Source organism: Streptococcus mitis SK564, assembly GCF_000148525.1.
Classification (GTDB): Bacteria; Bacillota; Bacilli; order Lactobacillales; family Streptococcaceae; genus Streptococcus; species Streptococcus mitis_H.
In genome coordinates, this window is record NZ_AEDU01000032.1 from 16,557 (window position 1) to 31,758 (window position 15,202).

Sequence of the window (15,202 nt, forward strand, 5' to 3'; positions counted from 1 at the left end):
GGAGTATAAGTGGAAGAATTAATTACTGTTATTGTGCCTGTTTACAATGTAGAAGACTTTATTGATATGTGTTTAGATAGTCTATCTAAACAGACTTATAAACTTTTTGAAGTGCTAATGGTGAATGATGGTTCTACAGATAATTCAGGGACCATTTGTAAGGAGTACGCTGTTCGTGATAGTCGTTTTCATTATCTTGAAAAAGAGAATGGAGGACTTTCAGATGCTCGCAACTTTGGTCTTGAACATTCCAAAGGAGCGTACATTACATTTGTCGATTCTGATGATTGGGTTAGTGATACTTATCTTTTTGATTTATATGAAGCGCTAACTAGAGAGAACGCTGATATTTCAATAGCAAGCTATGTAAAGTATAATGTGGCAGAAGCAATGTATTATTTTCATATATTTGAAGATAATTACTATGAAAGAGTTTTTACTTCTGAGGAATTGATAAGAGAATTACCAAATTTAGAAAATGCAGAGTTATCTTACTATACCAGTTGGGGAAAATTATTCAGGAAAAACTTATTTGAACATGTTCATTTTCCAAAAGGAAAGTTAATAGAGGATACTAGAACGAATATTAAGTTATTCTTAGAGTCATCAAAAGTAATTTATATTAATAAAGGTTTATATTTCTACCGTGTTAGAGAAGGGTCTATTATACAAAGTGTTACAGAAAATTTACTAGAGGATGTTTTTGATGCTTTAGTTGAACGAATTTGTATTGTGAGTATGAGTGGTTTGTATTCAGATTCATATAGATATTCTCTATTATCTCATTTAGAGGGTAGATGTGCTCAAGCGAGAGAGAGTGGTTTAGAGTATTCTGAAATTTACAGAAGATACTTAGAAATGATTCACTTGATTAAACGAATGAGATAGAATGGAGAGTAGATGTTAGAAGATAAAAAAGCTGTAGTTTTTGCAGGTGATTACGCATATATTCGACAAATTGAAACAGCAATGAAATCACTTTGCCGACATAATAGTCACTTAAAGGTATATATCTTAAATCAAGATATTCCTCAGGAATGGTTTAGTAGATTGAGAGTCTACTTACAAGAAATGGGAGGAGATTTGATTGATTGCAAATTAATAGGGCAACAGTTTCAAATGAACTGGTCAAATAAACTTCCCCATATCAATCATATGACATTTGCACGCTATTTTATTCCAGATTTTGTAACAGAAGATAAAGTTCTCTATCTTGATAGTGATTTAGTGGTGACGGGTGATTTGACATCCTTATTTGAAGTAGACTTAGGTGAGAACTATCTAGCTGCAGCTCGTTCTTGCTTTGGAGCTGGAGTTGGCTTCAATGCTGGAGTTTTGTTGATTAACAACAAAAAATGGAAATTAGATAATATTCGTCAGCAGTTAGTTGAATTAACTGAGAAAGAACATGAAAATGTGGGAGAAGGAGATCAGTCTATTCTCAATATTCTTTTTCAAAATAGTTGTTACCAGCTAGAGGATACCTATAATTTCCAAATAGGTTTTGATGCTGGTGCAGCTGAAAAGAATCATGCTTTTATTTTTGAAATTCCATTAACACCTCTTCCAAAAATTTTGCACTATATTTCTCCTGATAAACCCTGGAAGCAGTTTTCTGTTGGACGTCTGAGAGAAGAGTGGTGGAAATACTCTTTTATGGAATGGAGTTATATAGTATCTAGCTGGAAAGAAAAGGGGGTATTTTATTCTGCAGATATTTATAAACCAAAATTAACTTGTATGAATTTAACTAATTCTTGGTGTGTAGAAAAAATTGATTATCTAGTTGAACAATTACCAGAAGTACATTTTTATATAGCTGCTCATACTGTTATGGCAAATGAATTGAATAGACTATCTAAATTTCAAAATGTTACTCTCTATCCGAATTCTTTTCCTATTCTTGTAGAGAGACTCTTAAGAAATTCAGATATTTATTTAGATTTAAATTTAGACCATAAACTAGAATATATTTATGATTTAGTGAAGAAATATAATAAACCTATGCTTAGTTTTGAAAGTAGTCGATATCAAGAACTTTCGGATAGTGACTATGATGGTCTTTATTCTAATATTACTCCTGAAGAATTAGTTAATGCAATTAGAAGCTATATTCAAGATAAATAATCCATGATAGAATAATTAGTTACATACCTTGAAAGTTTATGATAACGACTTTTTAAATTGGATAAGAAAGTACTATTTATGATGTTTTGTTACTCATTTTAGCTGGATTGGATTAGATATTTCAGTTATGCGTGTTAGATTTATCAATCTTTTAAAGGATTATAAGCAAATTTTAGAATACTATCAATTAATAGATATTGAGGAATATAAAGACATTTGTTTCAGATTAAAGCTATTTTTTGAAGCAGGAAAAAGAACTAAAGTATGATATTCCTCTTTTTATAACTAAGAGAGGAGAATCAAGTTGTTAAGAGAAAGAAAGTATATCGTGAAAAAAATTTACTCATCAATAGCAGTAAAAAAAGGACTAATAAGTTTGTTTCTGCTGTTTATCTATGTAGTTGGAAGTCGACTTACTCTTCCTTTTGTTGATTTGAATAGTAGAGACTTTCTAGGTGGATCAACGGCATATTTGGCCTTTTCAACCGCACTTTTAGGAGGTAATCTAAGGAGTTTATCCCTATTTTCTATAGGGTTATCACCGTGGATGTCATCAATGATTCTATGGCAGTTACTCTCTTTTTCTAAGAAATTAAATATTTCTTCAGGAGCAGTAGAAGTTCAAAATAGAAGACAGATGTATTTGACATTAGTCATTGCCTTGATTCAATCCTTAGCACTCTCATTGAATTTGCCCATACAGCAGTTTTATTCTTCTTTCTTAGTGATTATAATGAACACCTTGTTATTAATAGCGGGAGCCTTTTTTCTCATATGGCTATCAGACTTAAATTCTCGACTTGGAGTAGGTGGCTCGGGAGTTATTTTATTAGCTAGCATTGTTTTAACTATTCCACAAGATATTTTAAGTACATTTCAGCTTGTTCGAATTTCAACGGGAATGATAATATTTATTGTATTGAGTAGCATTGTATTAACCTATATGATGGTACTTATGTATAGAGCGCGTTATCGTATACCCGTTCATAAGATTGGCTTACGTAGCCGATTCAAGCGCTATTCTTATTTTGAAATAATGCTAAATCCTGCTGGAGGGATGCCGTTTATGTATGTTATGAGTTTTTTAAGTTTACCTACCTATATCTTTTTACTATTACAAGCCCTTTTTCCTCAGACTTCTGTCTTCTCTGAAATGTCGGCTCAGTACGGAATTGGAAAACCATTATGGATTTATTCATACATTGCCATGATTTTTTTATTTAGTATTGCTTTCTCTTTTGTCAATATGAGTGGCGATCAGATATCAGATCGTATGAAGAAATCTGGAGAGTATATATACGGAGTTTATCCAGGAGAGGAAACCGGTCGCTTTATTAATCGATTAGTGTTTCGTTTTTCGATTATAGGTGGGACCTTTAATGTGCTTATGGCAGGAACTCCAATGTTATTAGTTTTATCTGATGAGAAGTTGCTAAAAATTGCTATGATTCCAGGTTTATTTATGATGTTTGGTGGTATGATTTTCACAATCAAAGATGAAATGAAGGCTTTGAGACTAAATGAAACCTATAAACCCTTGATTTAGGAGGCTTTTATGTATTATTTTATTCCAGCTTGGTATGGTTCAACTCGCCAATGGCATGCGGATATGATTCCATGGTATCATTCTCAGTTTCGTTTTGAGTTTGATGATACTTTTAATCAAATTAGGCTTTTTCAAAGACAAGGGATACCATCCCGGCTATTAGTATTAGCCTATCAGCCACATTTGCGTTATTTTTTACATAGGCACGGTGTCTTAGAGACAGAAGTCTATTCTATCTTTGATGATATGCAAGACTTGCATGATATACACACCCAGGTTCTTAATATGAAAGATATAGAGTGGGATAGCGATTGTCAATTTCTCTATAGTCCATTTGCAATAGTGGTTCAGAAAAATGGCAAAAAATATGCCAAGGTAGAACATGGTGTAGAAGGCTTTATTACTGAGATCCAATATTTTGATTTCGATGGACAGATGAGTAAGAATTATATCATGGATGATCGTGGCTTTGTATCGAGTGTTATTTATTTTGATAATGGACAGCCTACCTATCAAGACTACTTGGATCCTAAAGGTATCTGGAGATTTAGGGAGCATTTAAACGAGGGAGGACGAGTAGAGGTAAATCCAATATTTGGTTACCGTTTTAAACAGCTTCACTACACTGACATGAGTCAATTAATCGCAGAATATTTTGATAAATATCTGCAAAAGCAACAGAAAAAACAGGATATTTTCATCATTCCTTCTCATCCCCATCATGACCAATTTGTCTTAAATTGTTTACCGAGTGATACTGATAAAATTTTGAGTCTTTTCATTAATCGGAATTCTCAAGCTAGTTTTAAAGCCTTAGCTCCATCATTTGAACAGGTAGATGTAGTCTTAGTGGATAGAGAGGATAGTTTACAACTTTTGCAGGAACTATATCCTGAACTTTCTAATAAATTTTATCATCTTTCTCCTTTTGATACACGTTTACGTCTGGGGCGAAGTCAAACAAGAAAAGAGTCTATTATTTACTATCAACTTGATTTTAACGAAGAAATTGATAGAGAATCATTGACTCAAGTTTTGTTATTTATTGCTGAGACCAAAAATACAGAGGTCATTTTTGGAGCCTTTTCTGCTAGTCAGGAACAAATGGAGGAAGTGGAATCACTTGTCAATGAAATCATTCAGAAACAAATCCATACTGATAGTTTAGAAAAAGGAATAGACTACGGTGGGGCAGAAAATCCTTTAGAAGAAAATCAAGAGCAGGAACTACGTTTTCAGTTTGTCAATATGAATGATGAATTGGATCTGATTAAGACACTAGAATTTGTTCGTTTGATTGTGGATTTGAATAAACAACCCCACCTCTATACCCAAATCGCAGGTATTAGTGCGGGAATTCCTCAGATTAATCAGATTGAAACAGTCTATGTGGAACATTTGAAAAATGGTTATCTGATTTCAGATGTGACCGGATTTTCCAAGGCGGCACATTACTATACAGATAAACTGAAAGAATGGAATCAAGCCTTAGTATACTCTATTGATAAAATCAAGGAGCATACTGGACAACGATTCTTAGATAAGTTGCATCACTGGATTGAGGAGGTTACAGATGTCAAAGGATTATAAAATCCTACAGATAGGGATTGATAATTGGGCTCATCATTATGAAATTCCTGAAAACATGGATTGGTATTATTTCTGTCCCAATTCACCGCTAGCTCTTCGCAAAATGATGGAAATGGAAGGGATAACCAGTTTTCATGCTATCTTAATAGAGGATGGACAGTATATAAGGGATTTAATGCCTTTTGTACATCATATCGAACCCTATACTTTACTTTATAATCAAGATTTTCAAACGACAGATTTGGGTATTCTTGATTGCTTAAAAAAGCGGTGTGCTCAGGCTGTAGATTTTTCTGATCCCCAGGAATTACTCAATGATTTATCAACTTCTCTCTTTGGTGGGGGGTATGGGGATAAATTATTTCCGTCAAGTATCCAAATTCATCCCTCTTTTAAAGGTTCTATTTCCTATCAAGGATTTGAGCATGTGACCTTAGAAGGAAATTTTGGGGATGATTTTCAACAACTAGCTTACTGGTCTGATAATTTTAGAGTATATAAAAATTCAGATATAGAGTTATGGTTAGAATATGAAAAAGAAGGAAATTGTGAATTAAGATTTGTTATTCGTAAATTGTGGGATGGATCTGTAGATGATTTTTTTGAAGAGGAAATTTATAGTGAAATTGACTTAGAAGAAGCAATAGTAATAAATAGTAAAGAAATAGATATCTTTTTGTCAGTATCGATAGAAGCTAGAGGACAAGGAAAAATTCAGCTTGGAAATCTTCATCAGCGTTGGAGTCGTAAACAATTTGGAAAATTTTTCCTTGGAGGTCATATTTTACATGATAGTAAGCGTGATGAAATCAACTACTTCTTCCATCCGGGTGATTTTAAATCTCCCTTGACCATCTATTTTGCTGGGTATCGTCCTGCAGAGGGGTTTGAAGGTTACCGTATGATGAAAAATCTAGGATGTCCTTTTCTTCTATTTTCGGATCCTCGTCTTGAGGGTGGAGCCTTTTACATTGGAAGTCAAGAATTAGAGAATAAGATTAAAGAAACCATTCAATATTATTTGGATTATCTTGGTTTGACATCTAAAGATTTGATTTTATCTGGTCTTTCCATGGGGACCTTTCCGTCGCTCTATTATGCAGCCGCTTTTGAGCCACGTGCAGTTATTGTCGGTAAGCCATTAGCTAATATTGGGACTATCGCAAAACGAGCGCGTTTAGAGGCACCAGGAGTATTTAATACCAGTTTTGATGTTCTGAGACATCAGACTGGTGGAGTTAGTTATCAACATATGGAAGATTTGAATCAAACCTTTTGGAATGATTTTAAAAAGGCTGATTTTTCAAATACGACCTTTGGTTTGTCCTATATGAAGGATGAGGATATGGATCCTCAGGTTTACGAACAATTAGTAGCTCATTTGTGTAATACTGGTGCGAAAATTCTTTCTAAGGGGACAGCTGGTCGACACAATGATGACACAGATACAAATGTAGCCTGGTTTCTACATTTTTATCGTATGATATTGAATAGTGATTTTGGAAGGTTAGACAAATGATTATCAATCAGAGAACAGATATTAGGTGGGGAGAAGTAGGGGAGACATTTATGTATGGTACGAGTGTTACCTATCATCCAGATCAGCATATTAGTCTCTACAATCCCCTAGTGGCTTCTGGGGAGATTATTCGCTCGTGGACTTCTAGTTTGAACTACCAAGCCTTTAGAACACAACCTAGTCTCCCACTTTTAAAAAGAAAGCATGATTATGAGATTTCTATGAATATAGAATGTCAGCCTACCAATGGAGTCTATACAAAGATTGCCTTTTTTGATAGATATGGAGATGTGATTGAGGAAAAGGTAGAAAAAATAAAAACTTTCTGCTTTACCTATCCTGATGATACCTATACCTATCAAGTTTCCCTTCTGAGTGCTGGTTTTGAGTCCTTAGATTTCTATTCTTTTTCTATTAAGGAGACGAATCGTGTTTAAAGGTTTATATCAAGATTTTCAACTTCGGAAAGTCAAAAGGATTTTAAGAAAGATTAATGCCCTTAAGGGAAATATGGAGTCTCTATCAGACCAGGAACTAGCGGCAAAAACAGTGGAATTTCGTCAGCGCCTTGCTGATGGAGTCACTCTCGATGATCTATTGGTAGAGGCTTTTGCTGCTGTTCGTGAAGCAGATAGACGTGTATTGGGCATGTTCCCCTATGATGTCCAAGTCATGGGAGGAATTGTGATCCATCAGGGAAATGTCGCTGAGATGAATACTGGCGAGGGGAAGACCTTGACAGCTACTATGCCCGTATATCTCAATGCCCTGACAGGTAAAGGTACTATGGTAATTACCACTAATGAATATCTAGCCAAACGTGATGCCGAGGAGATGGGACAAGTCTATCGCTTCTTAGGATTGACTATTGGTATCCCTTTTCCAGATGATGACCAAGAGGAAGTGACGCCAGAAGAGAAAAAAAAGATTTATGCTTCTGATATCATTTATACAACGAATAATAATTTAGGTTTTGATTATTTACATGATAATTTGGCCTCAAATGAGGAAGGAAAATTTTTACGCCCCTTTGATTACGTCATCATCGATGAGATTGATGATATCTTATTGGACAGCGCTCAGACACCTCTTATCATTGCAGGCTCCCCTCGGGTTCAATCAAATCACTACGGCATTATTGATACGCTGGTAACGACTTTGGTAGAAGGAGAGGACTATATCTTTAAAGAGGAGAAGGATGAGATTTGGCTCACTACCAAGGGGGCTAAAGCTGCTGAAAGCTTTTTAGGGATAGATCATTTTTACAAGGAAGAACATGCAATTTTTGCTCGTCATTTAGTGTATGCGCTTCGAGCCCATAAACTCTTTACAAAGGACAAGGACTATGTCATTCGTGGGAATGAAATGGTATTAGTAGATAAGGGGACCGGACGTTTGATGGAGCAAACTAAACTACAGGGAGGTCTCCATCAGGCCATTGAAGCCAAGGAACATGTCAAATTGTCTCCAGAGACGCGGGCTATGGCTTCGATCACCTATCAGAGCCTTTTTAAGATGTTTAATAAGATATCTGGTATGACAGGGACAGGGAAGGTTGCAGAAAAAGAGTTTATTGAAACCTACAATATGTCTGTAGTACGCATTCCAACCAATCGCCCTAGACAACGGATTGACTATCCAGATAATCTCTATGTCACTTTACCTGAAAAAGTGTATGCTTCCTTGGAGTACATCAAGGAATACCATGCTAAGGGAAATCCCTTACTCGTTTTTGTTGGCTCAGTTGAAATGTCTCAGCTTTATTCGTCACTCTTGCTCAGAGAGGGAATTGCCCATAATGTTCTAAATGCTAATAATGCGGCGCGTGAGGCCCAGATCATCTCTGAGTCAGGTCAAATGGGGGCTGTGACAGTGGCTACTTCCATGGCAGGACGTGGTACGGATATCAAGCTTGGTGAAGGAGTCGCAGAGCTTGGCGGCTTGATTGTTATTGGAACTGAGCGGATGGAAAGTCAGCGGATAGACCTGCAAATTCGTGGCCGTTCTGGCCGTCAGGGAGATCCTGGTATGAGTAAGTTTTTTGTATCCTTGGAGGACGATGTTATCAAGAAATTCGGTCCATCTTGGGTTCATAAAAAGTACAAAGATTATCAGGTTCAAGATATGACTCAACCAGAAGTATTGAAAGGTCGTAAATACCGAAGGCTAGTCGAAAAGGCTCAGCATGCTAGTGATAGTGCTGGACGTACGGCGCGTCGTCAGACACTAGAATATGCGGAGAGTATGAATATTCAACGGGATATGATTTATAAGGAGCGTAATCGTCTAATAGATGGTTCTCGTGACTTAGAAGATGTTGTTGATGAAATCATTGCTAGCTACATAGATCAAGTGACTTCTTCAGACTATGAAAGCCGAGAACTACTCTTCCACTTCATTGTGACCAATATTAGTTTCCATATTAAAGAAGTTCCAGACTATGTAAATGTGACTGACAAAATCGCAGTTCGTAGCTTTATGAAGCAGGTGATTGATAAAGAACTTTCTGAAAAGAAAGAATTACTTGATCAGCATGGTCTGTATGAACAGTATTTACGACTTTCTATGCTCAAGGCTATTGATGACAACTGGGTAGAGCAGGTAGACTATCTCCAACAGTTATCGATGGCTATCGGTGGCCAGTCTGCTAGTCAGAAAAACCCGATCGTAGAGTACTATCAAGAAGCCTACGCAGGTTTTGAAGCCATGAAAGAACAGATTCGGTCTGATATGGTACGTAATCTTTTGATGGGACTTGTTGAAGTTACTTCTAAAGGTGAAATTATGACTCATTTCCCATAAGAGGAGAATATATGACAATTTATAACATAAATTTAGGAATTGGTTGGGCCAGCAGTGGTGTTGAATATGCCCAAGCCTATCGTGCGGGTGTTTTTCGGAAATTAAATTTGTCCTCTAAGTTTATCTTTACGGATATGATTTTAGCTGATAACATTCAGCACTTAACATCTAATATTGGTTTTGATGATGATCAGGTGATCTGGCTTTATAATCATTTTACAGACATAAAGATTGCACCGACTAGCGTGACAGTGGATGATGTCCTGGCTTATTTCGGTGGTGAAGAAAGTCACAGAGAAAAAAATGGTAAGGTCTTGCGTGTCTTCTTTTCTGATCAAGATAAGTTTGTAACCTGTTATTTGGTAGATGAGGACAAGGACTTGGTTCAACACGCGGAATATGTCTTTAAAGGAAAACTGATTCGTAAGGATTACTTTTCTTATACGCGTTATTGTAGCGAATACTTTGCTCCCAAGGACAATGTTGCAGTCCTATACCAACGAACTTTTTACAATGAAAACGGGACTCCAGCCTATGATATCTTGATGAATCAAGGCAAGGAAGAAGTTTATCGTTTCAAGGACAAGATTTTCTATGGGAAGCAATCTTTTATGTGTGCCTTTATGAAATCCTTACATTTGAACAAGTCTGATTTGGTCATTCTTGATAGGGAGACAGGTATTGGACAGGTTGTTTTTGAGGAAGCGCAGGTAGCGCATCTAGCGGTAGTTGTTCACGCGGAGCATTATAGTGAAAATGCTACAAATGAGGACTATATCCTTTGGAACAACTATTATGACTATCAGTTTACAAATGCAGATAAGGTTGACTTCTTTATCGTATCAACTGATAGACAAAATGAAGTTCTACAAGAGCAATTTGCCAAATACACCCAGCACCAACCAAAGGTTGTTACCATTCCTGTAGGAAGTATTGATTCCTTGACCGAGTCAAATCAAGGACGTAAGCCATTTTCATTGATTACAGCTTCACGTCTTGCCAAAGAAAAACACATTGATTGGTTGGTCAAGGCGGTGATTGAGGCGCGTAAGGAAATTCCTGAATTAACATTTGATATTTATGGTAGTGGCGGAGAAGATTCTCTGCTTAGAGAAATTATTGCAAATCATCAGGCTGAGGATTATATCCAGCTCAAGGGACATGCGGAACTTTCGCAGATTTATAGCCAGTATGAGGTCTATTTGACGGCTTCTACCAGCGAAGGATTTGGTTTGACCTTGATGGAAGCTATTGGTTCAGGCCTTCCTCTAATTGGTTTTGATGTGCCTTATGGTAATCAGACCTTTATAGAAGATGGGAAAAATGGTTATTTAATTCCAAGTTCATCTGACCATGTAGAAGACCAAATCAAGCAAGCTTTTTCAACTAAGATTTGTCAATTGTATCAAGAAAATCGTTTGGAAGCTATGCGTGCCCATTCTTACCAAATTGCAGAAGGTTTCTTAACCGAAGAAATTTTAGAAAAGTGGAAGAAAACAGTAGAGGAGGTGCTCCATGATTGAACTTTATGATCGTTGTAGTCAGGAAAGTCGAGATTTACATGAAAGTCTAGTCGCTACTGGTCTTTCTCAACTTGGAGTAGTCATCGATGCAGATGGTTTTCTGCCTGATGGTCTGGTCTCTCCTTTTACTTATTATCTAGGATATGAAAAGGGAAAACCTCTCTATTTTAATCAAGTCCCTGTTCCAGCTTTTTGGGAAATTTCAGGAAATAATCAGTCTGCTCGTATTGAGGATATGACACAGGAGAGAGCTGTCATTCATTATGCTGACGGAATGCAGGCTCGTTTGGTTAGGCAAGTAGATTGGAAAGACCTAGAAGGTCGAGTCCGTCAAGTTGATCATTATAATCGCTTTGGTGCTTGCTTTGCTACAACGACTTATAGCGCAGATAGTGAGTCGATTATGACCGTTTACCAAGATGTCAACAGTCAACAAGTTTTACTTGAAAACCATGTGACGGGTGATATCTTATTGACTTTGCCTGGTCAGTCCATGCGTTACTTTGCAAATAAGGTTGAATTTATCACCTTCTTTTTGCAAGATTTGGAAATAGATACAAGTCAGCTTATCTTTAATACCTTAGCGACTCCTTTCTTGGTTTCCTTCCATTATCCAGATAAATCTGGCTCAGATATCCTGGTTTGGCAGGAACCTCTCTATGATGCCATTCCAGGCAATATGCAGTTGATTTTAGAGAGTGATGATGTGCGTACTAAGAAAATCATCATTCCCAACAAGGCGACTTATGAGCGCGCTTTAGAGTTGACTGACGAGAAATACCATGATCAGTTTGTGCACTTGGGTTACCATTACCAGTTTAAACGAGATAATTTCCTAAGACGAGATGCCTTGATCTTGACTAATTCAGATCAGATTGAGCAAGTAGAAGCAATCGTAGAAGCCTTGCCTGATGTTACCTTCCGTATCGCAGCGGTGACAGAGATGTCTTCTAAGCTCTTAGACATGCTTCGCTATCCTAATGTGGTACTTTACCAGAATGCTAGTCCACAGAAGATTCAGGAGCTCTATCAATTGTCGGATATTTACTTGGATATCAACCACAGTAATGAGTTGTTGCAGGCGGTGCGTCAGGCCTTTGAGCACAATCTCATGATTCTTGGATTTAATCAGACAGTGCACAATAGACTCTATATCGCTCCTGATCATCTATTTGAAAGTAGTGAAGTTTCTGCTTTGGTTGAGACCATTAAACTGGCCCTTTCAGATGTTGATCAAATGCGTCAGGCACTTGGAAAGCAAGGCCAACATGCCAACTATGTTGACTTGGTGCGATATCAGGAAACTATGCAAACTGTTTTAGGAGGCTAACATGTCAGACGAAGATTTATTTTACAAAGACGTTGAAGGTCGCATGGAAGAGTTGAAACAAAAACCCATCAAGAAAGAAAAAGAAACCCGAGGGGAAAAGATTAGTAAGACTTTTTCACTCTTACTGGGGTTGATGATTCTGATTGGTTTGCTCTTTACTTTGCTAGGAATTTTGAGGTAGGTCTATGATTGAAATACTAATTATTTTAGCTATTGTCCTCTCTATTGCTTTGATTGTATTGGTAACTATACAACCCCGTCAAAATCAACTCTTTTCCATGGATGCCACTAGTAATATTGGTAAACCAAGCTACTGGCAGAGCAACACCTTGGTAAAGGTGCTCACCTTATTAGTGAGTTTGGCCTTATTCGTTCTACTATTAACCTTTATGGTAATAACTTACAAATAAAAGAAAACTTCAGATATTCACCTTTTGTGATTGGTCTGAAGTTTTCTTTTTTACTGTCCATATTTTTGGTAAAAATCAACTTTGACTTGGATGAAGGTTTTGGCTTCACGTAGGAGTTGAAGAAGGGTGGCGCGGGTTTCAAATTCTTCTCTTGTCTTGGGGAGACTGCGGTTCCGGAAGACTTCCAGATAACGTTCAATTTCATCTAGTAAATCAGAAGCAGGATTGGTCTGGCTTAGTTGACCGGCAATTTTTGAAAAGAGTTGGGCCAAAATCAGACTTTCACTGGCAGCTAGGTGACAGGTGTTGATTTGCTGGGCCATATTTCGCAGGATACGACTTTGTCGCTGTCTCATCTCAAAGTAGTGAATATGGTAATCAGTCTGGTGAAAGAGCTGGTCAGAGTGATCTAGATAGACCAGTTTGAGGGCTTCTTCCAAAAGGGTGTCCAATTCTTCAACTAACTGTGCTCGGTTGCGTCCATCCCCTCTGGATAAATAATATTTGAAGCGCTGGAGAATATCTTTTAACTTTTCTTCTACCAATGTGTGGTAGTGATGAATCTCCTCTTCTCGTGAAGGCATGTAGAGATTGACCAGTAGGGCAAATCCTGTACCAATAGCAAAGAGAAGGAATTCGTTGACTAGGAGGTCTGGAGAGGTTGACTCTTGCACCAAGAGATGGCTAACCAAAACCGTGCTTGGTGTGATGCCAATTTCCCAGCCCATCTTGTAGGCTAGGGGAACATAAAGAGCCAGATAGAGGCCAAGGCTCCAGATATGAAATCCGCTCAAGTGAAAAGCCAAAACCCCGATAACCAGAGCCAGAAGCATGGAAAAGAGCCGATTGCGGGCCAGTTTTAAGGTACTTCTACGCGTATCAGATAGGCTCAAGAGGGCGATGATTCCAGCCGAGACAGCTGAGGAGAGATTGAGAAAATAAGCAAGAAGGCAGGCAAGACAGGTAGCTAAGATGAGCTTGGTCGTACGTTGACTAATAGACATAAGAATTTCCTGGTAAGTTAGAATAAAAGCGTAAAAGACAAGACCTGAGCAGGCTTGTCTTTATGCGCTATTTTTTACGGGCTGCTGCGTATTCGGCAACGGCAGTAAAGAGGACGTCTGTAGAAGAGTTAAGGGCTGTTTCACATGAGTCTTGGATGACACCAATCACAAAACCAACTCCGACAACTTGCATGGCAATATCGTTAGAAATACCGAAAAGGCTACAAGCAACTGGGATAAGAAGGAGGGAACCTCCCGCAATACCAGAAGCACCACAGGCTGAGATAGCTGCCACTACACTGAGGACAAAGGCTGTGGCGAAGTCAACGGGGATTCCAAGAGTATTTACTGCAGCAAGGGTCAAAACGTTAATGGTAATCGCTGCTCCGGCCATGTTGATAGTAGAACCAAGTGGGATAGAAACAGAATAGGTATCTGGATCCAGACCGAGGTCGTGGCAAAGTTTCATATTGACAGGGATATTAGCCGCAGAACTACGAGTAAAGAAGGCTGTCACACCGCTGACACGCAAACATTTCCAAACGAGGGGATAAGGGTTTCTCTTCATAAAGAGGAAGGCAATTAGCGGATTGACTACCAGAGCCACAAAGAACATGGTTGTCACCAAGAGGGCAAGCAAGATTCCGTAGTTGGCTAGGCTTCCGATTCCCTTATCAGAAATAGTTTTGAAGACAAGGCCAAGGATTCCAAATGGAGCCAGGTTGATAATCCATTCGACAATTTTAGAAGTCACATCAGCCATAGTTTTCAGTAATTCTTTACTATTTTTGCTGGCTTCTCTCATAGCAATCCCGAAAACAACTGCCCAAGATAGGATACCGATGTAGTTGGCAGTAATGAGGGCATTAACTGGATTGTCAACTAGTTTGAGCAAGAGGTTGCTGAGGACTTGTCCAATCCCATCTGGTGGAGCAATATCGGTATTAGCGCTATTTAGGGTAATTTCAACAGGTACGATGAAACTTGCTAGTACAGCGATAAGGGCAGCCGCAAAGGTTCCCACCAAGTAAAGGAAGATAACGGTTTTCATATTGCTATCTTGTCCCTTTTGATGTTGGGAAAGGGCATTGGCAACGAGGGCAAAGACCAGAATCGGTGCGATGGCTTTGAGGCCACCAACAAAGAGATCTCCTAGCAGGCCAATTCCTGAAATATTAGGAAATGTCAGTCCTAGGGTTCCTCCAATAAGCATGCCAATCAAAATTCGTTTGATTAGGCTTGCCTTATTCCAAGCATGAATGAATTTTTTCATAACAATCTCCTTTGTTGTGTAATGTTTATGATTATAGTATAAATATGAACTAAAATCAAGAATTTTCTGTCTATTTTT

The 15,202-nt window shown here is 37.9% G+C and carries 13 protein-coding genes and 1 pseudogene; 12 read left to right on the forward strand and 2 right to left on the reverse strand.

The window, feature by feature from the left end; all coding sequences use genetic code 11:
- Positions 1-9: 9 nt before the first annotated feature.
- The 12 genes and pseudogenes from SMSK564_RS11975 to asp5 all read left to right on the forward strand — a co-directional run bounded on the left by SMSK564_RS11975 (position 10) and on the right by asp5 (position 12,847).
- Positions 10-888, forward strand: a complete 879-nt coding sequence (locus SMSK564_RS11975) for a glycosyltransferase family 2 protein (RefSeq protein WP_000391824.1) — start codon at positions 10-12, stop codon at positions 886-888.
- A 12-nt stretch (positions 889-900) separates the two neighbouring features.
- The gene (locus SMSK564_RS11980) at positions 901-2,127 is read left to right on the forward strand and encodes a glycosyltransferase (protein WP_000888629.1); all 1,227 of its coding nucleotides are present in this window, start codon (positions 901-903) and stop codon (positions 2,125-2,127) included.
- Between the two features lie 109 nt (positions 2,128-2,236).
- Positions 2,237-2,395: pseudogene (locus SMSK564_RS13910) on the forward strand (glycosyltransferase family 2 protein); the annotation flags it as partial.
- A gap of 60 nt (positions 2,396-2,455) precedes the next feature.
- Positions 2,456-3,673, forward strand: a complete 1,218-nt coding sequence (gene secY2 / locus SMSK564_RS11985) for an accessory Sec system protein translocase subunit SecY2 (protein ID WP_025170939.1) — start codon at positions 2,456-2,458, stop codon at positions 3,671-3,673.
- Positions 3,674-3,682: 9 nt separating this feature from the next.
- Positions 3,683-5,263 carry an accessory Sec system protein Asp1 gene (gene asp1 / locus SMSK564_RS11990; RefSeq protein ID WP_000291169.1) on the forward strand — a complete coding sequence of 527 codons (1,581 nt, stop codon included), beginning with the start codon at positions 3,683-3,685 and terminating at the stop codon, positions 5,261-5,263.
- A complete protein-coding gene (asp2, locus tag SMSK564_RS11995; RefSeq protein ID WP_000031246.1) occupies positions 5,247-6,782 on the forward strand; it encodes an accessory Sec system protein Asp2 in 1,536 nt (511 codons plus the stop codon). Before asp1 ends, asp2 begins: the two co-directional genes overlap by 17 nt.
- The gene (gene asp3, locus SMSK564_RS12000; RefSeq protein WP_000586334.1) at positions 6,779-7,219 is read left to right on the forward strand and encodes an accessory Sec system protein Asp3; all 441 of its coding nucleotides are present in this window, start codon (positions 6,779-6,781) and stop codon (positions 7,217-7,219) included. Before asp2 ends, asp3 begins: the two co-directional genes overlap by 4 nt.
- On the forward strand, positions 7,212-9,584 hold the full coding sequence (secA2, locus tag SMSK564_RS12005; RefSeq protein ID WP_000472385.1) for an accessory Sec system translocase SecA2: 2,373 nt from the start codon (positions 7,212-7,214) through the stop codon (positions 9,582-9,584). Before asp3 ends, secA2 begins: the two co-directional genes overlap by 8 nt.
- A gap of 11 nt (positions 9,585-9,595) precedes the next feature.
- Positions 9,596-11,107, forward strand: a complete 1,512-nt coding sequence (gene gtfA / locus SMSK564_RS12010; protein WP_000158464.1) for an accessory Sec system glycosyltransferase GtfA — start codon at positions 9,596-9,598, stop codon at positions 11,105-11,107.
- Positions 11,100-12,437 (forward strand): accessory Sec system glycosylation chaperone GtfB, encoded by a 1,338-nt coding sequence (gene gtfB / locus SMSK564_RS12015; RefSeq protein ID WP_000571749.1) that lies wholly within the window; start codon positions 11,100-11,102, stop codon positions 12,435-12,437. Before gtfA ends, gtfB begins: the two co-directional genes overlap by 8 nt.
- 1 nt (position 12,438) lies before the next feature.
- Entirely contained in the window at positions 12,439-12,618 is a 180-nt protein-coding gene (gene asp4, locus SMSK564_RS12020; protein WP_001278708.1) for an accessory Sec system protein Asp4, read from the forward strand.
- A gap of 4 nt (positions 12,619-12,622) precedes the next feature.
- A complete protein-coding gene (asp5, locus tag SMSK564_RS12025) occupies positions 12,623-12,847 on the forward strand; it encodes an accessory Sec system protein Asp5 (protein ID WP_000569967.1) in 225 nt (74 codons plus the stop codon).
- 50 nt (positions 12,848-12,897) lie between these two features.
- On the opposite strand, the gene SMSK564_RS12030 is transcribed toward asp5, so the two are convergent.
- Both SMSK564_RS12030 and sstT read right to left on the reverse strand, forming a co-directional pair.
- On the reverse strand, positions 12,898-13,851 hold the full coding sequence (locus SMSK564_RS12030; protein ID WP_000028190.1) for an aromatic acid exporter family protein: 954 nt from the start codon (positions 13,849-13,851) through the stop codon (positions 12,898-12,900).
- 67 nt (positions 13,852-13,918) lie between these two features.
- The gene (sstT, locus tag SMSK564_RS12035) at positions 13,919-15,124 is read right to left on the reverse strand and encodes a serine/threonine transporter SstT (protein ID WP_000713439.1); all 1,206 of its coding nucleotides are present in this window, start codon (positions 15,122-15,124) and stop codon (positions 13,919-13,921) included.
- Positions 15,125-15,202 lie beyond the last annotated feature (78 nt).